This window comes from Granulicella tundricola MP5ACTX9, assembly GCF_000178975.2.
GTDB classification, from domain to species: domain Bacteria; phylum Acidobacteriota; class Terriglobia; order Terriglobales; family Acidobacteriaceae; genus Edaphobacter; species Edaphobacter tundricola.
The window spans coordinates 103,566-121,776 of the sequence record NC_015065.1 but is presented as its reverse complement, the minus strand read 5'-3'; the positions used below and the strand labels follow the sequence as shown (position 1 = coordinate 121,776).

The window sequence follows — 18,211 nt, the reverse complement described above, 5'->3', positions numbered from 1 at the left end:
GTCTATATGTTCCGTTTGACCAGCCGTAGGCTCTCCCTCAACATCTTTCGCATCGTTGCTCTAGCCTCTTTGCCGGTCGCTGCCTTCTCCCAGACCAGTACGTCCGCCGACTGCTCGACCACTCTTCTGAGCGGCACTGGTCCATGCAGCAGCCAAGCGACCGGCGTTGATATCACAAATGGCAGCCTCATCAACTCCACCGGTGTCCCATATGCCACGTCCGGCCAGCAGCGGCCACCGGATAACGCCCCAGTCTATGTTGACTCGGCGGGCTATCGGCAGATCCGTCAAGGCAACGATGGAACGGATCGCAATCAAACGTTTTTCCCGCCCGATCCCGTCAGCGATTTTCAGAAGCTCACCCGCTCGTCTACCGGTGAGATCCTGCCGCTCTTTGGTCGTGACCTGTTTCAGCGAGCTCCTTCCACGTTTGCTCCTGCCGACCAGATTCCTGTAACCGCGGACTACATCGTAGGTCCCGGCGACGAAGTACTGCTGCATCTTTGGGGCGCAGAGCAGGTCAACGGCAACAGCCAGTTGACGGTCGACACCTCCGGAAACATCTATGTTCCGCGTGTGGGGGCCATTCACGTTGCTGGCCTGCGTATGGACCAGTTGCAGGGCCAGATAAGCGCAGAGATCAATCACATTTACCGAAACTACCGGATCGCTGTCAGTCTCGGCCACCTGCGTTCCATCCAAATCTATGTTGTTGGCGAGGCTCGCCGGCCAGGCACGTATACGATCAGCAGCCTGTCCACGGTATTAAACGCGCTGTTCGCCTCCGGCGGACCGACGCTCGCAGGCTCTATGCGCCACATCCAGATCCGGCGTGGTAGCCAGACCGTTGGCGAGCTTGATCTCTACGACCTTGTATTAAAGGGCGATAAGAGCCATGATGTGCGCCTGGAAAGTGGAGACACGATCTTCATTCCGGTTGTTGGGCCACAGGTAGCCGTGGCGGGCAGTGTTCGTCATCCAGCCGTGTTTGAGCTCAAGGACGATACCTCCGCCGCTAACTCTTTACAGGATCTGTTGACGCTTGCAGGTGGCTTTTCCGCGACGGCCTCCACGCGGCAGATTCGCTTGGAGCGTGTTGACACGGACGGTCAGCGCCATGCGATGACCGTCCAGCTTGATGTGGCCGCCCGTGCCATGCCGCTTCACGACGGTGATGTGCTGTACGCCAATCACATCGATTCCGGCTTTGAATCGTCAATCACGGTTCGTGGGAACCTGGCCAATCCGGGGCGCTTCGCTTGGAAGCCCGGCATGCACCTCAGCGATATCCTTCCGGATCGCGCAGCCCTGCTGACCGGCGATTTTTGGCGGGAACGCAATCGCATGGGTGTTCCTACGCCACTCTTCGAGCCTTACGAGTATAGGGATCGCCCGCCTGTAGCCGGTGGCGCAGACATAGATTCAACCTTGTACCGCTCCCCACAGCGGCCGACGGGGCCTCCCTCTGCGCGCGATGCTCTGACGTCGGTCCAACCCCCGGCGATTGACAATCAGGATTCCAGCCAGGCTGCGCTGGCCTCGAGCGGCGTTACTTCCAGTTCGACGCTCAGCCTGGACCAGGAAGCGACTAATGCAGCCAGCAGTGCCAATAATCTTTCTTCAGGCGCTGTTGCGAACGGCAGCCGCACTGCGATGCTGTTTGACCAGCAGCAAGCACAGCAGCAACCACAGCAACAGGGGGCGCAGGGAAGCCAGTCCGGACAGAACCAGTCTGGGCAATCGCAGTACGGGCAAGGTATCAGCGAGGCCATGGGCTTGTCCCCGGCAGCGCAACAGCGTCTCAAGCCCTCCATCGTGCTTGCGACGAAGGACGTGAACACCATTCGCATTCCTGCGCCAGAGATCGACTGGTCTTACGCTGTCATCGAGCGCCTGAATCCCAATACGTTAAAGACCTCTCTGATCCCATTCAATCTAGGCAAACTCGTTGCAGGCCATGATCCCGCCCAGAATCTTGAGCTGCAACCCGGCGACGTCGTTACGATCCTTAATCAGCGGGATGTGCTCGTGCCGCAGAGCGAACAGACCAAGTACGTCCGCCTGGAAGGCGAGTTCGTTGGAGCGGGTGTTTACAGCGTAGAGCCGAACGAGACCTTGGAACATCTCATTCAGCGCGCGGGGGGCTTCACATCTGACGCATATCTCTACGGTTCCAGCTTTTTGCGTGAGAGCGCTCGCGCCATGCAACAGCAGCGGCTGGATGAATACATTACGCAACTTTCCACCGATCTGGACCGCCAGACTGCTATTACCGGGGCATCTTCCACCAATGGATTATCCGATCCGAATGCGCTGACGTTGGAACGGAATCTTGTAGCGCAGCTTCGCACGCTTCGGGCGACCGGCCGTGTGGTCCTGGAGTTCAAGCCCGACAGCGCCGGACTAAGCGGTGTGCCGCAGATTCCACTGCAGAATGGTGATGTCTTCCGTGTCCCATCGCGTCCCAACACCATCAACGTCATCGGTGCCGTCTACGCACAGAATGTCTTCCTCTATAACCCGAAGCGTCACCTGAATGACTACATGACGCTGGCGGGCCGACCCAACCGTGTTGCAGACAAGGATCACGCCTTCATCATCCGGGCAGATGGTTCCGTCTTCAGTCGCGAGCACGCAAAGAGCATCCTGTCGAATCGCTTCGATGAGGCGACCATCTATCCTGGAGACTCCATCGTGGTCCCGGAAAAGTTGATCAAGCCCACGCTGACGCGTCAACTCCTCGACTACTCGCAGATTCTTAGCGGGTTCGGCTTGGCGGCTGCAGCCATCGAAGTCATCCGGTAATGCAGGCCAGGGGGGGACATGTGGGATAAGACTCAACAGCAGATCAGCCCTTCATGCGCTGGTACGAGAAGATCCACTTCAGCTATGACAGGCATTTTGGCAGTCGCTGCGCCCGGCTGGCAGCACGCCCATACCAGCAGCCTGTCATTCAAGACGGAGCTGTTCCGAAGGAATCCTTCGACGAGCGTTTTCGCTATGCCGCGTGGGAGGAGAGCTAGCTCGCATATCACCTCACGGTTCAGGGACACTTCCATCTCACGTTCCTGCTGCAGAGCGCGGCGATTCGAATCCATCCCACCACCTTCCCGCAGGCCATCCGTCGCATCCAGACATTGGGCCGGATTAAACAGCTGTTCCGCCAGATCCATCCCATAGCCCAGTTCCCAGACTCGTATGACGCCATCGACCGCATCTGCTCCACACTCGGCGACCATCGTGGTTTCTGGCGATTGTGACCACCGCCGGCGACCGGTTTTTCCGGGCAAGGCGCACAGCATGGTCCTTGGCGCGCATTATGAAAAGACATATCGAGCAATCAATTAAGCGCTCCCTTATGGAACCGCAGGCGGGAAGGCTGTTGTATGCCCCAGGGCCGCTTCGCGCAGACGACGCGATCGTGCGTGTTCCAGGCACGGTCTTTCGATCAAAAACCAGGACAATGCTGCGCAAGGAATGAGGATCAGCAGCACTAGTCCAACCGATGTCCAAGGGTGCAACTGGAACAGGCCGAAGTGAATGAGCAGCTGAATGATCGGAAAATGAAGGATGTAGGTTCCGTAGGAGAAGTCACCCCAGCGGGTAGGACCTTTTACTTGCGGCAATAGCAGGCAGGCTGCCAGAATGAAGATCGCCACCGGCGCCGGCCGTAGAAAGAACCAATCCGTAGCACGATGCAGTCCATAGACAGCCACAGATGCCGCTACAAGCCACCAGCCGTGACGCTTGAACAACGGAAGATGGTAGTAGACCAAACTTCCCATAACGAAAAAGGAGAGCTGTCCGGGCAGCTGCTGCGCCAGGCTGGTATGATTCGCCAGAACCATACGGTACGCGATGGACGATAAAAAAAGGATCAGCAGCATGGCATCCCGATGGGTCTTGCGGCAAAGCCACACGATCAGCGGCACGGCTACGTAGAACATCACCTCGACCTTGATGGTCCACAACGCACCGTTCATCGCGCGGCTGGCATTCCCAGTAAAGACGCCTGGAATATCTGGGGAAAATGTGTTCAAAAAGGTTAGGTTGGCCGCCAGAAACCTGCCCACATGAAATTGTCCGAAGACGAAGGCGATCACCAAGCAAACGACCGTGCTGAGCCAATAGCCGGGCAGAATACGCCACGCCCGGTTGGCTGCATACTCGCGCAGAGACCGGCTGCGCTCATAGCTGGCGAAGATCAGGAATCCTGAGATTGTGAAAAAGCCTTCGACAGCAAATCGTGAATTGAGGACGACATCGATGACGCGCAGCGAACGCTGCTGGCTCAATTCATAGCTGTGTACAAACACTACAATCAACGCCAACAGGATGCGAACGATGTCGAAGTTGTTCTCGCGCAGGCTTCTAGGCTTCTTCATTATCAGGCTGCTATCAGTCTAATGAAATACAGGTCGACCTCTCTAAATTTCCCGAGGTGTGCGAAGATTTATCATTAGAAAACAGAACGTCCTAACTTATCCTTGCACTTGAAACCTCCTACTTACGTCGACAACGCCGCGGTTCCAGAGCCGAGAGAAGTTCTCGCTGTCCTTACCCAGCACTGGAAAGTGATCGCATTCGTCACCGCGGCCTTTCTGTTTTTCGGCGTTGCTGCTTCTTTTCTGCTCGTCCGACCCAGCTACACCTCCATTGTTGTCTTCCTGTCCCCACACGGCTCACAGACTTTGAAGCCCATTGGGAGCGGTCTCAGCGCCGCGATGCTTAACAGTCCTTCTCTGAATGACCGCATCATTCAAAAGCTACAGCTACAAACTGCGTGGAAGCTTACGACATTTGCCGACGCCCGCGAGGCACTCAAGAGCCAAGTCCAGATCGAGGTCAGCACCTATGACGTGGTCAAAATCACCGTTCGCGATCACAACGCCAGACTGGCAAGCGATATCGCCAACGAGTATTTGAATGGACTGAACGCGCTTGATACCAGGCTTGCCGAATCGGATGCGGCAGATCGTTACGGCTTTCTGGACAGGCAGGCGAAGCAGGAGAACGACGAACTGCGGCAGGCCGAAGACCGACTGCAAGAATTGCAGCGGCGCTCAGGTCTGATCGATCCGAGCAGACAGACCGCGCAAGCCATTCTGAATATCTCACAGCTTCATGCAGTCATCGCCGCCCGCGCAGTCGATCTGCAATCGATGCGGCGTTATGCCAGCGACACGAACCCCGGCGTGATCCAGTTGCGCGCCACTATCGCCCAACTCGAGCGGCAACTCAGTGACCGACAGAATGATGCGAGCCCCCGTGCCGTTGGCGACATACAAATCCCGGCAGGCAATATCGCCGACCTTGCACTCCAACACCAGCGGGCATTGCGAGAAGTCACGCTGCACAGCAATCAGTCTGGTCAGGTGATGTTGCAACTGGCACAGGCGCGCATGAATCTGATGAGAACAGCGCCCGCCGTTCTCGTGATCGATCGCGCGATCATGGCCGACTATAGATCCGGTCCGCAGCGGCTTCTACTCTGGTTGGCCTCGTGCTGGGCCGGTTTCTTCACCGCCTGCCTGTATGTCTTCCTCGGCAAAGCGATGGCACTGAGCGGATATGATGCCGCCAGCATCCGTCGCCTTCTGCGGCCTAAGGCTGGTCCGGGCCTGAACACACCTACCGCGTAGAATAAACTCTCTTCTCGCAAGGGGCCTCGCGCCACTCCGATGCAGTCCCTTGATCAGCTATGCTTGTTCTCGAGGGGTTATGGCCACGGGCACCGTTCATTTCGTTCCGCCGCTCGAGGAGCACCGAAGCATGTCCAGCGCCCGACTTGATGCTTGGCTGTTCAGCTTCTACACCATCCTGCTGATCGTTCTTCCCACGGGCAACTTCTTTGGCCTGAACGTCAAAATGGTGGCGTTCGTCCCACTATTCTTCGTCATGCTGTTTCGCGCGATCGGTAAGAGGACGAACCCATACTGGATGTTGAGTTGTCTGGTCGGTGTACCCTTGTACTTCTGCTACTGGGTCTTCCCCGGTCAGACTGGCCAGTACGATCTCTCGCTGGCCTTTGCGCAGTACCGCAACCTGCTGATCACGCTTGCCGGATGCTGGTTTGCGTTGGTATACATCTCGGAAGACCGAACGCGCTCGCTCTCCTTCATCCGTCTGGTGCTATGGGTGGTCGCGGCCATGTCCGTTCTTAAAGTGCTGGTCACCGTGTACTGCTTGATGCGGGGCATCCCGGTTTCAACCATTATGAACGGCATCGGCAATTTCTTCGGCATTAAGCTGATGAGCTTTGAACTGGATGAAGCCGACCCCGACGCCGTTGGAAGTCGCATCATGTTCACGTCCGATCTGCTGCTGGCGCCCTGTTGCTTCGCCGCGATTGCAATGCGCCGCCGCCTCGGCTTTGGGCGCCTCACCATGTTCACGCTTTTGTTGCTATACGTGGTTTCGGTCATCTTCGGTTTTTCGCGTTTCCACTGGGCCTTTTGTGGCCTGGCGATAGTTCTGGGCTTCGCAGTCGCAAAGGGCGAGAAGTGGATACTGTTATTGCTGGTGGCAGCGGTTGTCCTTAGCGCCCTCTTCATCCCGGCCATTTCCGGCATCCTCGCCCTGAGATTTGCAAGCAATCTCGTCAGTGATTCCGACGCGCCACGCCATGTGCAGATAGCCGCCCTCAGCAGATTCTTCTGGAATGCCCCGCTTCTGGGCCATGGCTGGGGAACCTACGCCCGCGATTGTATCCGCAGCACGGATTTCCCGTATAGTTACGAGGTCGAACTGCTGGCGCTGCTTGGACAGATCGGCATCGTCGGCGTTCTTTCCCTATTCTTGCTAGCTGGCCGTTATTTCAAGTCTCTTTTTCAATGGCGGAAAAACAACGTCATCTTCCGTATGGCCATGCTTGCGCTCTTGACAACGTTTATTGTGGGAGGCACCACCAATCCCATGCTGCTCACCTCAATTTCCTCGGTCTCCTATGCCTTGTTTCTGATGCTCGGAGATCTGAGCACCGAACCGGCGCTGCAGTTGTCATCAAAAAGCTAAAAGTGTTGTATTGAGGTCGAGATAACCGCATCGAGCGATGTGGGCGGCGTGCCCGTAAGATCTACTCATGGCGACGAACCACGCTGGGCGCGGCTGAGCACCATGGCCTAAGCGGAATACCTATCGCAGCTTGAAGCTTCCGCTCAAAATAAACGGCTTCGAAACGTCCCCGCACTGCACAAGAGCTCATCACTTGTACGATCGTAAGGTCGGGTCGTCGGAACAAATTCACGAACTGCTATCGGCTTTCTATTTCAGCCGTCCATCATTCTTGAGGTAGGCCGTTATGCCTGTTACTCGGAAGCGTGTCTGTCGTTTTGGTCTTGATTCTGCCTCTAGCGCTCACCGAGCTCGACCGGCACGATTCTGGCTCAATGAGGATCAATCGAAGCGCGTTTAATGCAACCGAACTTCCTTATCACGAAGTTGAGGTAAACATTCTGGTTTTAATGTTGTCCAGAAGGAAGGCTGCAAAGAAAGGCTTCTCTTGATTACCACGGGAAAATACTTTTCTCGAAGACCAAGTTGAAAAGCGAATAACTTGCTGAAGGTCCTAATGAGCGCAGATGGAATCAGGCCAACCTGATGAGTGCGCAAGTAGAAAAGTTCGGAAATTACAAACCTCTTTCCCTCATTCCCGGCTCCGCCGAAAGTCTCGCGTATCCATGGCTCGCATGCGTGGTGAACACCGGTATCGAAGTACCGAGAAAATTCTTGCCATATGGAAAGCGAGTGAGAATGGATGACAGCAGCTTCAGCTATATATGCGACCTCCCACCCCCCCATCAGAAGCCGCGCGGCTACCACGGAGTCTTCCGCCATGATGACATTGCTTGGAAAGCCTCCCGCCTGTAGAAGAGCTGACCGGCGATAGGCTGCAAAACTGTTGGATAGGAAGGCAGCTTTTATGCCAAGGTAAGCCCTGCTGCTTAAGTTTCGCTGAGTGGAAGTCTCAGGATAATTGAACAGTCGCGCATGCCGCTCGATTGCGTTCGCGCCAGGGCGTGGCAGTTGACGTCCGCAGGCTGCTCCAACCTTGGGATCTACGAAGACACTGCATAACGTGGAGAAGCTGGTCGCGTCGGCCGGTAGCGCATCTTGAGTAATGTAAATAAGGATATCGGCCCAATCAAAGTGGTCGCATCCTAATTGTCGAGTCCTGCCATGATTAAAATCGCTCTTCGTAATAGAGATACATCGATAGCCTGCTGCTTTCGCCAAACTGATCGTTCCGTCTGTCGAGGATGAATCAATAATTAAAATCTGTTCGGGAGGCAGTCCTTGAAGATCCAATCGCGAGCGTAGGGCTTCCCACAGGGGAGCAGCATTGAAAGTTGGCACAACAACCCCAACTTTGCTCCAGTCCCTCTTGATTAAGGGCAAATCACTAGAACCATACGCCATACTACCCATTGGCAGAAGAACCTCGAATCGCCTAACCTTTAGTGGATGAATCGGAGCAACAGATACAGTAGATAGCTTAGTCTTCTATTGCAATCATGGCGCCTGTTCGCGCCGTGCATTGAACCCAATACCTTCTTAAACCCTGAACCAGAGAGCCGATCGCCAGTACATTCTCGACGTGGACTTCGCATAGATTATACCATTTTACGTGGTCCGCACCGCTTCGCGGCATGCTCTCGCACGCCAGGGTTCATCAGCCGGTTCGAGGCTCAGCCACGAGCTTGGCTAATAATCGAACCACCGCCAAACTCCCTGTACCGCGGCAGCAGCCGAAAGGTCTGCCGCCATGCCAACCCCACTAACGCCGCTCCCGACTCCACTGTACGCCGGCCGGCAAGAATCTCCCTCAGCACCTCAATGCGTTTCAGATCCCGTTCACTCATCTGGGCAAGTCCCATCCCGTTAGTGTCGTTGCTAAGGCTCTGGCGCATACTTGGTGCTTCTTTCCAGCAGGTGTTTTGGAGTGTATGACTGAGGTAGCTCTGGCGACGTCCGCTCCTTGCCCATGCGTACTGGAACGCCGGGGCCAAACACTGCGGAAGTGGCTCTGATGTGTCTTCGATCGAAGGATGATGCAATCGAGATGCAGCTGCCGTCCTGTCGCCGTCCTCTGTTTGCCTGTCTGGAGGGCCTGCCTTGAAAAGCTTGCGAGTCACTTTCCGGCTAAACAGGCTGCGGAAAAGGGCTTTTTTTGTCTGCGGTAGGTCTTTGGCTCTCGCAGCCACCGTTTGTCAGGATTTTACCCGGCGGCCAGCAAAGTTTGCATCCTTCTGAGGTTGTGAGCGCCGGCGGTCAGTTGCATCATCCAGTGAACTCGCCTTAGATCCCGCAGCTTCACTTGCCTGAGACCTCGGTCCAGCTTGGCCCAACCGAAGACCTTCTCGACGAGTTTGCGTTTACGCCGGCTGATGGAGAAGACCGGATCGTCGCGCTCAGCCTCGGTCAGTGCGTTGGGTCACGCCAGACGTATAACGGTCAGCGGCCGACGTGGAAGACCTCGACATATTTGCTCACATCGTGGGATATGCGTCAGCTTGGGATCAAAGGCGGCCACTTCTACGCGATCGGTGCGATTCATAAGATCAGGTGGACCGTATGCGACCCAAATCGGCGCATTGACCTATTACAGAGTCTGTTCACGGGCAAGTTGGAGGTGAAGAGCGGATACATCGACAACGACTTTGAGTTCATCGGCACGGCCATCGGCGGACAGGCCTCTTCGGGTTCGCTGGGGGGCGCATCGCTGCCGTTTGAGGTGGCTATGTCTACCTGCCGCTGACCTCTCCGGGGATCGATACGATCTACCACATCAACAAGGATATGTACGTCAAGGTGGGCTTTCAGCGGAGCCTATTGGCGACGGGTGGTGTGACGACGGCCAATCGCGACGCAACGGGATTGCGATTCGCCCCGAAGTGCGATGGTCTGTTTAGCCTCTATCCTCCGCGACGATCGTCACAGAACGCGCTGGTCGTTTCATATAGCCGTTCTTTTCGCTGTTGGTCTGGACCTTTGGCGCTAGTCTCTGATCCTACTGAGCTTTGATCGGTGAGAGAGCGTGACCGAGCCTCTTGTTCTCGATGATGGCCGCCGCGTTGACGCGCTGGTCCTTGTGGAAGGTGCGGTAGGGAAGTACACGTCCCTTCCAGCGCACCTCCAGTCTCCCATCTGGGAAGTCGTAGGGGTGGACATACTGACCGCTCAACTCGTCGCTCACCGTGCTGCGATCGAGGATGAGTTGCTTGCGATCACAGGCCAGGGTAAGTTGCTCTCCGACGTGGCGCTGCTCGCGGTGGCACAACACATCGTCGAGACGATCCGGCTTGAGTCGAAGTTGCTGATGTAGATCGTTAGTCTTCGCAGGCCGTATCGCGAAGCGTTCGTTGAAGCGGCCTACGAAGTCCGGCAGGAACGCATTGCCAGCCTCGATGCTGGACACGTTCTCGATCCGCAGCTCTTTCACCAGCCGATCCTGTAGGGTCCGGTTCGCTCGTTCGACCCGGCCCTTAGCCTGACTGGAGTTGGCGCAGATGATCTCGATGTTGAGTTCTGTCAACGCTCGGCCGAACTGCGTCATGCCGGTACCGCCCTTCGCCTCCGACCGATTCACCCGGAAGACAGAGTGCTTGTCCGAGTAGAACGCGACCGGGCAGCCGTGGGTTTCAAGATAGCCGCGCAAGGCTTCGAAGTAGCTGGACGTGCTCTCGCTCGGCACGAAGCGCAACTGCATCAACCGGCTCGTGGCATCGTCGATGAACACCAGCAGCGTGCAGGGCTCACCGCGTTGCTCGAACCAGCGATGCTCGGAACCGCCGATCTGCACCAGTTCGCCGTAGCTCTCACGCCGTAACCGCGGCTGGTGGAAGGTACGGCGCTGCTTGCGCGACAGCCATAACCCATCCTCGACCATCCACCTTTGCAAGGTCTCCCGCCCGACCTTGATGCCATGCTTCTCGAGTAGAACCTCTGCCGCGAGCGTCGGCCCGAAGTCCGCGTACCTGGTCCGCACCAGCTCCACCGCATACTCTCGCACGTCAGGGTTCATCTGCCGGTTCGAGGCTCGGCCGCGAGCCTGATGCATCACCGAGGCGACCCCAAGCTCCTTGTACCGAGCCAGCAGTCGAAAGGTCTGACGCCACGCCAGCCCCATCACGGCCGCTCCGGACTCCACTGTCCGCCGACCGGCAAGGATCTCCGTCAGCACCTCAATGCGTTTTAGATCCCGTTCACTCATCTGGACTAGTCCCATCCCGTTAGTGTCGTTTCTAATGGGCGGGCACCTGTCAGTTCTAAGGTTCTGGCTCACATTTGGTGATGAGCTGTTGTGTCCCCGCAGGATGTTTGAAGTGGGCGATTCTTAGCCCTTTTGGAGGACGCGCAGGCGCAGGAGCTCGAAGCCGGCTCTGCCGTACATCTGGCGCTTGATGAGCTTGAGCCGGTGGACCTGGCCTTCGACGTGGCCCTGACTCCATGACAGTCTGAGGGCTTCGCGCACGGCATCGATGTCCCTTTCGAGGCCTGCGGCGAAGCTCTCCAGGGCGGTACCTCGTGCGGCTTCAAGCCATGTTGGCAGCGCCTCCAGGCTGCGTTCGCGGAAGATGCTGAAGAAGCTTGTAGCAAGCTGCGCGATTTTACTGATCTCGGGTGACCTCCGGTACGCCTCTTTCAACATGTCTTTGGCGGAGTGCGCGGCTTTAAGGATGAGCCAGACGATCTGTCGTGGTGAAGCGCGTAGAGCCGGTCGTTGGGGCGGGCTTGCAGCTCTGGTCCGATAGCTGCGGCGTTGCTGAAGCCAGTACCGCACACTGTTGACCTGTCCGCAGAAGCCTCGCTCTCGGAGTTCACGCCAGAGTCTAGTCGAACTGCGGCAACCTTCCTTCAGCCGCTGATCGAGATAGCTCGCATGGTCATCCACGATGGACTCACGAACTCGAGGCTTCGCTTCCGGATATACCTCAGCGGTCCTAAACTTCTTCACTGTTCGGTGATCCATGCCGAGCTGCCGTGCGAGTTCCTGATCAGGAGCGCCTGTCTTGAGGAGGAGTTCCCGCACCTGTTTCCATCGTTCATAACGCCTCTGCCGGTTGGCTTGTTGCACCAGCAACTCACGCTGACTCCAGGCAGCAACAGGAACCGGAACAGGTGCGGGGGGCTCCGCTCGGCTAGCTTTGCTGCTTGCGAGAACAGGCCGTGATGCGGTGAGATCGCGCGGCACAACGCTTCACTCAGGTTGCGCAACAGGTGCCAGCGGTCTGCGACCTGCACGGCTTGAGGAGCGGCCCTGCGTGCGGCTTCGGCATAGATCCCGCCGAGGTCGCGACTGATGATCTCCGTTCCGGGATGCTGTCGAAGCCACGCGGCCACGGTGTTGGCGTCACGGTCAGGGAGCAGGTCGACCACCTTGCGCGTCTCGAGGTCACATAGGATTGTGCCGTAGCGATGGCCCTTGCGCCACGCCCAGTCGTCGATGCCCAGCACGCGCGGAGACCGAACGAGAGGGGCAGGACAGCGATGATGAAGCCTGCGCAGCAGCGTCGAGCGACTCGCGAGCAGCCCCAGATGCTCAGCTAGTCTCGCTCCCGCTCGGCCGCCCAAGGCAAGCGTGAGGCAGCGGAGTGCTTCGCCCGACCGACAGCTTCTTCGACCATAGTGCTACGGTGCCCGGCAGTGGCTCCGTGAAGACCTTGCGCTGGCAACCCGGCTCCACGCAGAAGAACCTTCGAGTCTGCAGATGAATTACGACCGGAACGCCATGCCAAGGTAGGTCGGCCAAACGCCGAACGTATCTGCTATGCACCTTCTTAGTGGACGTCCCGCATCGCGGACACTGGGCCGACACACGACACGTCTTCAACCGCATCTCGATCGCACCCGCGACACGGCCCAGGCTGACCAACTCGACTTCGGCAATATCAGGGACCAGCGTTCCTTGGCGCATAGGCGGGGAACGGAGATCGCCAGAGCTACCTTTGTCTTACACCTCAACGCCATCACTGGAAAGAATCACCAAATGTGCGCCAGAACCCAAAATTAGTCAGATTCAGACAAAGTTATCTTGACCACGATGGCGAATGAAACACGAACTGAAACAATGTCGTCTATCGTTGACGCGGCCATGATTTATCGAAGTAATCTCTCGATATGGCTAACACCTATCAAGACGCTATGGAAGCAGCTTTGCAAGAGATTGCGAATCTTCAGCGGCCTATAGAAACACTCTTGGCTCGACGCGCAACATTGCAAGCTCTGGTCGATCAACTAGTGAAGGTTATCAAGCCAGCAAACTCAGACACTACAATTTCTCTTTTTGGATCGGAAGACTCCGAAGAGCCAGAGTATCTCTGGCAGCAGATCGCAACAGCTATGCGCGGTTTGCCTGCTTGGACATTCGCTGAGGCTGGTGTGCTTACTGAGAAATTGGTTCAGAAGACACTTGAACCAAACCAGCCGCAAAAGATTAGGAACTCCGTCGTACGGCATCCCGAAACTTTTGAACGCTTATCCGATGGGAGATATGTGGTGAAGCCGTTTCAGGGTCCGACAAGAATTCTGGACCTAACGAATTTATGAAGTATGGCCGGGGAGCTTATTTCAATTGGTTTTAGACGTTAGTTTGCACCTAACGAGCACTGAGTTCGACCCTCATTGCAAGTGGTTTACGTCCGATAAGCAGAATTACGTATGGTCAAGTTGTAAGCGCAACGCGATAATGGCTCTTCCGTACATTTGGTGATTCTTTCCAGCGGCTCTTTGCAGGCGTAGCAAGGAGGTAGCACGCTGGAGGTTCCGGATGGTTCGAGGGACGCTGCTACCGAGCACTTCTGAAGTTGAATTGGTTTGTTTGCGGCCCAGGACTGGGTTGATTGAGGTTGAGCTTCGAACCTCTCGCCCTTTCTCTTGCTGCCCTGTCTGCGGTACGGCTTCGCGGCGGGTTCACAGCCGGTATCTACGCAGGCTGGGCGATCTGCCGTGGGAAGGTATTCCGGTCTCGATCCTGCTTCAGACCCGCAAGTTCTTCTGTGTTGTCGAGACTTGCCGCCGGCGCATTTTTACCGAACCGCTTTCCGGCACCGTGCTCCGCTATAGTCGGCGGACGCTGCGTTCTTGTGAAGCTCTGGACTGGATCACGGTTATGATCGGCGGTCAGGCCGGAGCTCGGCTGGCCCGTCGTCTCGGCCTGCTGGTCAGTGGCTCCACCTTACTGCGGCAGCTTCGTTGCCGCGCCCGATGTGCGCCGGTCGTGGCTCCGCGTGTACTCGGTATCGATGACTGGGCGTGGCGAAAAGGCCATCGCTACGGCACTATCCTGTGCGATCTGGAGAGCCGTAGGGTGATCGATCTGCTGCCGGACCGGGAGGCTGGAACTGTCGCTGAGTGGCTTCGGGAGCATCCTGGCAGTGAGATCGTGAGCCGGGACCGAGGCGGTATTTACGCTCAAGCCACACGGTTGGCCGCGCCTGGAGCCGTACAGGTGGCGGATCGCTGGCACCTGTTGCGGAACCTGAGCGAAGCACTGAAAAACGCGCTCAGTCCGCATCATCGACTGCTCACACAAGCAGCGAGAAGCAGCATGGGGGAGGTTCCAGGCGTCGTCACATCTCCGCAACCTTCGGTTCCGCCGTGGGAGTTACGGGCCAGCCTCCGCAACCGGGAGCGTCGCTTCAGCCGCTACGAAGAGGTGCATCGGCTGGGCCAGACAGGAGCGTCCCATGCTGCGATCGGCCGACAGCTGGGACTCGATCATCGCACCGTACGCAAGTTCCTCAGAACCGAGACGTTCCCCGAAGCGCAACGGAGCCCACGTCCAGGCATCGTCGATCCTTATGCCGAGTACCTCGACCGACGGCTTGAGCAGGGCTGCAGGAACGTGTCCCGGCTGTGGCGCGAACTGCGGGAACGAGGCTTCACGGGTCAACTTAACATCGTGAGACGCTGGCTTCGCTGCCGGCGTGGCTATCAACCGACCTCGGCAGCAGCCGCTCCACACAGAGCTGCACCACGTATCTCAGTCCGGCAGACGGTCTGGCACATCCTGAAGGAAACGCCCTCCGCTCAGACTTATCTTGAACAGGTCTACCAGGCTTCACCCGAGGTGTCTGTCGCGGCCAAGCTGGCCAAGGAGTTCTTCCGACTCATCACGCAGCGAGATCTTCCAGCCCTCACACCGTGGTTCGAGGCTGCGAAGACAACGGCACTGGCCGGCTTCGCCAGCCACCTGACCAGAGATCGAGATGCGGTTGAAGCGGCTCTCAAGCTCCCGTGGAGCCAGGGCCAGGTGGAAGGCCACGTCCATCGGCTCAAGCTCATCAAGCGCCAGATGTATGGCAGAGCCGGCTTCGACCTGCTCAGACTCAGAGTGCTTCACACCGCCTGAACAGGGCGGCCAAGAGCAGCCGCCCCAACTAAACCATCCTTCACCAAATGTACGGAAGAGCCTAATTTTGTGTGTATTTGACTGGTTGTATACGCCCTCAATGTCGGCTATGGACGACACGCGACTTTCGCGAAACCCTAGCAGTAATGCCCCATGAAGACATATGCGTTCGGATAGGCAGAAACATTGCTCACCACCGGGAATCACATTGGAGAAGATCGCGAAAGCCCTAAAAACCACTATCCCGGAACTTATAGAATAGTTGGGTTAGCGAAGTATATTTACACCTATAGCTCATTCGTGCTCGCGAATGTTGCGGAGTAGATGGACGGGATGAACCGGCTTCAAAAGAAGATGAAATTCATGACCGAGATCGCGGGCGAAGCCAGCGCGTGATCACTAGCGCTGATTTAAGTCCAGCGTATACAGGTTGCCGGTTCCAATATGAGTCTGGACCATCGGCAAGTTGGTCGGACTCAAGCCTCCGAAGAAGTAGTTGACCGCGCCCGCACTTTGGAAGCTGCTGAGATCCGCAACCGGCTGCATGCTTCCATCAAGGACGTTGACCTTCAGGATCGGTTCCATGTCGGCCTGGAATGCGTGGATATAGATGAACTTGCTATCGCGGCTCCAGACCGGATCGGCCGCGCTGGTCGAGCCCAACTGCCGCCAATGGTGCGCCGCGACGTCGTACAGCATGAGGCTCTTCTGGTCGAGCGTCAGCGCGGCGATCCATCTGCCGTCAGGCGACCACCGCGGGCTGAAGAGACCTTCAGAGCCTGGAACCGTCTCGGTCTGATGAGTGGCAAGGTCCAGAATCTGGATCGTGTGGGAGCCGGTTTCCTTCCCCATCAGATCAGGCTCGCGTCCGAAGACGATCTTGCTCCCGTCCGCCGACCAGCCGGGATCAGCAGCGTTGCGAGCCTCATGCAGAAGCGGCTCCGGCTTGCCGCCGGCCGCGTCGATGATGTAGTTCTGCCAGACCCCGTTGTGCTCCTTGGCCATGATGGCGAGCTGCTTACCGTCCGGAGACCAATGGGCCAGGAAGACCTCCAGCGAGTCTGACGTGAGCTGAACTTTATCGGAACCATCCAGCGCACGGGCACGCCACAGCTTTTCTTGAATGTCCGTCCACGCCACCCAGACTCCATCTCTTGAGTTAGTCAAGACGGTTGGCGTCTGCAAGGAAAGCCGGGGCCGGCTGAAACTCGTGGCGCGCCTCGGAAAACTGCTGAAGCCCGGAGGTGGGTTCCAGACCCAGAAAGAAGATGCGGAACCCGGAACGGGCGGCCACCGGCGAGAAGAAGCGCAGGGGGCCGTTGGTCAGTTGGATCAACGTCGGGCTATGGTATTCGCCTTCGAGCTCCCAGAGGTTCTCGCTGGCCTCAAAGACGTATGCGCCTCCGTCCGCGGTCCATGTTCCGCAGCAAGCCGGCTGCGGCGTCAGGCCGGGAAGACGAACGGGACGCGCCGTCCGGCTTCCGGCCTCGAGTTCATACAGGTTAGTGGAATGCGTGACCGGGTCCACAAGCGTGAAGCGAAGCAGTCTCCCATCGGGCGACCAGCGCATCCAGAAGGCACGGCCCTGCAGCGTTGCGTAGAGTTTGGAGGAGCCACCATCGGCCTGAACCGTGTAGAGATCGTTGCCGTTGGCGTAGAGGATGCTGACGCCGTCCGGCATCCAGGTGGCGTCTTGGGCAAGGACGTTGCCGATACGCAGTCCGCTGCCCCCGGCGGAGGGCGTCACCCAGAGAGGCTGCTCTGACTCCGATGAAAGCTGACTCCGCAGCAGGAGCTTGGACCCGTCCTTCGAGATATCTTCCAGAGAATTTGAGGACAGCTCCTTGGGCGTGGCGAGCTTGTGAACCTCCCCGGTGCTGATATAGATGGCAGAGAGGCGGGGCCGCCCGTCGACGGAGACCGAGGTCAGGATGCGATCGCCGTCCGTCGCAAGGGTGAGGAAGCTCTCCGCGTTGGGCGGTCCGCTGAAGATGGGGATGAAGTGAGAGATCTGCTCGATGCGCAGGGGCTGTGGATGGAGGGGCCGGTGCCAGTAGTACAAGGTTGTCAGCAACGCGAGCAGAAGGATTGCGGCGGCGGCTCCGAGGACGCGTTCCCTGACCGACCAACGGGCGGCTCTTCGCTTGTCCATGGAGACAGCGGGAAGCAGCGCCGTTTCCACCTCTGAGGTTGGCAGCAGGAGTTCGACCGGCACGGGTAGAGCAACTGCATAGGGAGGTGAGGGCCGAAGCGCCGCCCTCGCCTCAGCAGGATCATCGGCTGCGGCACGGGCCGGGGCGGCATCGGCCATGGGGGTATGGGTATAGGTGACCTGCGCGATGAAGCGGTATCCCCGCTTAGTCAGCGTCTCGACATAGCGAGGATTATCCGCGGAATCCCCCAGGGCGTCACGGATCTTATTGATCGTCCCCGCCAGCGCCCGTTCAAAGTCGACAGTCGTATTGGAGTCCCACACCTCAGCCTGCAGCTCTTCGCGAGTGACGACCTCGCCGGCCTGCCTGATCAGTGCCACGAGAACCTTGAAGGGCTGGCCCGGGAGCCGCACGCGCATTCCCGACTTCCACAGTTCCCCGGAGTGCGGGTCCAGCTCGAAGAGTCCGAAGCTAATCCGTTCGCCTTTTCCGGTGAGGAGCACTTGAGTCACACTTTTCTGGCGGCCTTGGATAGGTTAATTTTCAAGCAAAGTCACCGGTACAAATCCTAACAAGTGCCAGCTTGACTATCAAAATAAAAGACTTAGTCATCAACATTAAATCAACACAAGTTCAAGACAGATTGCATTGCTTACAACGCAGCCTGGAGAGGAGGGTCACGAACGGATCGCTGCCGCGACTTCGC

At 57.6% G+C, this 18,211-nt stretch carries 16 protein-coding genes and 1 pseudogene; 6 read left to right on the top strand and 11 right to left on the bottom strand.

Annotated elements, in window-relative coordinates; all coding sequences use genetic code 11:
• Window positions 1-6: 6 nt before the first annotated feature.
• Window positions 7-2,805 carry a polysaccharide biosynthesis/export family protein gene (locus tag ACIX9_RS20780; RefSeq protein WP_013582165.1) on the top strand — a complete coding sequence of 933 codons (2,799 nt, stop codon included), beginning with the start codon at window positions 7-9 and terminating at the stop codon, window positions 2,803-2,805.
• 32 nt (window positions 2,806-2,837) lie between these two features.
• Here the strand turns inward: ACIX9_RS20780 and ACIX9_RS20775 are convergent, their stop codons facing one another.
• Both ACIX9_RS20775 and ACIX9_RS20770 read right to left on the bottom strand, forming a co-directional pair.
• On the bottom strand, window positions 2,838-3,239 hold the full coding sequence (locus tag ACIX9_RS20775) for a hypothetical protein (RefSeq protein ID WP_013582164.1): 402 nt from the start codon (window positions 3,237-3,239) through the stop codon (window positions 2,838-2,840).
• A 117-nt stretch (window positions 3,240-3,356) separates the two neighbouring features.
• The gene (locus ACIX9_RS20770; protein ID WP_013582163.1) at window positions 3,357-4,385 is read right to left on the bottom strand and encodes an acyltransferase family protein; all 1,029 of its coding nucleotides are present in this window, start codon (window positions 4,383-4,385) and stop codon (window positions 3,357-3,359) included.
• A gap of 108 nt (window positions 4,386-4,493) precedes the next feature.
• On the opposite strand from ACIX9_RS20770, the gene ACIX9_RS20765 reads away from it, so the two are divergent.
• Together ACIX9_RS20765 and ACIX9_RS20760 are read left to right on the top strand one after the other, a co-directional pair.
• Window positions 4,494-5,642: a Wzz/FepE/Etk N-terminal domain-containing protein gene (locus ACIX9_RS20765; protein ID WP_198152245.1), complete on the top strand. Its 1,149-nt coding sequence runs from the start codon at window positions 4,494-4,496 to the stop codon at window positions 5,640-5,642.
• Between the two features lie 79 nt (window positions 5,643-5,721).
• Window positions 5,722-7,014 (top strand): O-antigen ligase family protein, encoded by a 1,293-nt coding sequence (locus ACIX9_RS20760; protein ID WP_041598086.1) that lies wholly within the window; start codon window positions 5,722-5,724, stop codon window positions 7,012-7,014.
• A gap of 396 nt (window positions 7,015-7,410) precedes the next feature.
• Here the strand turns inward: ACIX9_RS20760 and ACIX9_RS20755 are convergent, their stop codons facing one another.
• The 3 genes from ACIX9_RS20755 to ACIX9_RS27805 all read right to left on the bottom strand — a co-directional run bounded on the left by ACIX9_RS20755 (window position 7,411) and on the right by ACIX9_RS27805 (window position 9,388).
• Complete coding sequence (locus ACIX9_RS20755) at window positions 7,411-8,418, bottom strand: glycosyltransferase family 2 protein (protein ID WP_157478232.1); 1,008 nt, start codon at window positions 8,416-8,418, stop codon at window positions 7,411-7,413.
• 269 nt (window positions 8,419-8,687) lie between these two features.
• Window positions 8,688-8,876, bottom strand: coding sequence for a hypothetical protein (locus ACIX9_RS20750; RefSeq protein ID WP_041598124.1), 189 nt, complete (start codon window positions 8,874-8,876; stop codon window positions 8,688-8,690).
• A gap of 341 nt (window positions 8,877-9,217) precedes the next feature.
• The gene (locus ACIX9_RS27805; protein WP_408609739.1) at window positions 9,218-9,388 is read right to left on the bottom strand and encodes a transposase; all 171 of its coding nucleotides are present in this window, start codon (window positions 9,386-9,388) and stop codon (window positions 9,218-9,220) included.
• Here ACIX9_RS27805 and ACIX9_RS27180 point away from each other — a divergent pair.
• Window positions 9,317-9,757: a hypothetical protein gene (locus tag ACIX9_RS27180; protein WP_041598085.1), complete on the top strand. Its 441-nt coding sequence runs from the start codon at window positions 9,317-9,319 to the stop codon at window positions 9,755-9,757. The genes ACIX9_RS27805 and ACIX9_RS27180 overlap by 72 nt on opposite strands.
• A 150-nt stretch (window positions 9,758-9,907) precedes the next feature.
• On the opposite strand, the pseudogene ACIX9_RS20740 reads toward ACIX9_RS27180, so the two are convergent.
• From ACIX9_RS20740 to ACIX9_RS27165, 4 genes and pseudogenes are all read right to left on the bottom strand, one after another.
• Window positions 9,908-11,227 (bottom strand): annotated as a pseudogene (locus ACIX9_RS20740) (ISNCY family transposase).
• 108 nt (window positions 11,228-11,335) lie between these two features.
• On the bottom strand, window positions 11,336-11,956 hold the full coding sequence (locus ACIX9_RS27175; RefSeq protein WP_041598084.1) for a transposase: 621 nt from the start codon (window positions 11,954-11,956) through the stop codon (window positions 11,336-11,338).
• Window positions 11,953-12,456: a transposase gene (locus ACIX9_RS27170; RefSeq protein WP_049789469.1), complete on the bottom strand. Its 504-nt coding sequence runs from the start codon at window positions 12,454-12,456 to the stop codon at window positions 11,953-11,955. The genes ACIX9_RS27175 and ACIX9_RS27170 overlap by 4 nt, the downstream gene beginning before the upstream one ends.
• Before the next feature lie 85 nt (window positions 12,457-12,541).
• The gene (locus ACIX9_RS27165) at window positions 12,542-12,838 is read right to left on the bottom strand and encodes a transposase family protein (protein ID WP_232298947.1); all 297 of its coding nucleotides are present in this window, start codon (window positions 12,836-12,838) and stop codon (window positions 12,542-12,544) included.
• 281 nt (window positions 12,839-13,119) lie between these two features.
• Between ACIX9_RS27165 and ACIX9_RS20725 the strand changes: the two genes are divergently transcribed.
• Both ACIX9_RS20725 and ACIX9_RS25080 read left to right on the top strand, forming a co-directional pair.
• Window positions 13,120-13,548, top strand: coding sequence for a hypothetical protein (locus tag ACIX9_RS20725; RefSeq protein WP_157478230.1), 429 nt, complete (start codon window positions 13,120-13,122; stop codon window positions 13,546-13,548).
• 220 nt (window positions 13,549-13,768) lie between these two features.
• Complete coding sequence (locus tag ACIX9_RS25080; protein WP_013572755.1) at window positions 13,769-15,352, top strand: ISL3 family transposase; 1,584 nt, start codon at window positions 13,769-13,771, stop codon at window positions 15,350-15,352.
• 399 nt (window positions 15,353-15,751) lie between these two features.
• Here the strand turns inward: ACIX9_RS25080 and ACIX9_RS24210 are convergent, their stop codons facing one another.
• Window positions 15,752-16,492, bottom strand: a complete 741-nt coding sequence (locus ACIX9_RS24210; RefSeq protein WP_013582157.1) for a TolB family protein — start codon at window positions 16,490-16,492, stop codon at window positions 15,752-15,754.
• Window positions 16,493-16,511: 19 nt separating this feature from the next.
• On the bottom strand, window positions 16,512-18,017 hold the full coding sequence (locus ACIX9_RS20715) for a winged helix-turn-helix domain-containing protein (protein WP_013582156.1): 1,506 nt from the start codon (window positions 18,015-18,017) through the stop codon (window positions 16,512-16,514).
• Window positions 18,018-18,211 lie beyond the last annotated feature (194 nt).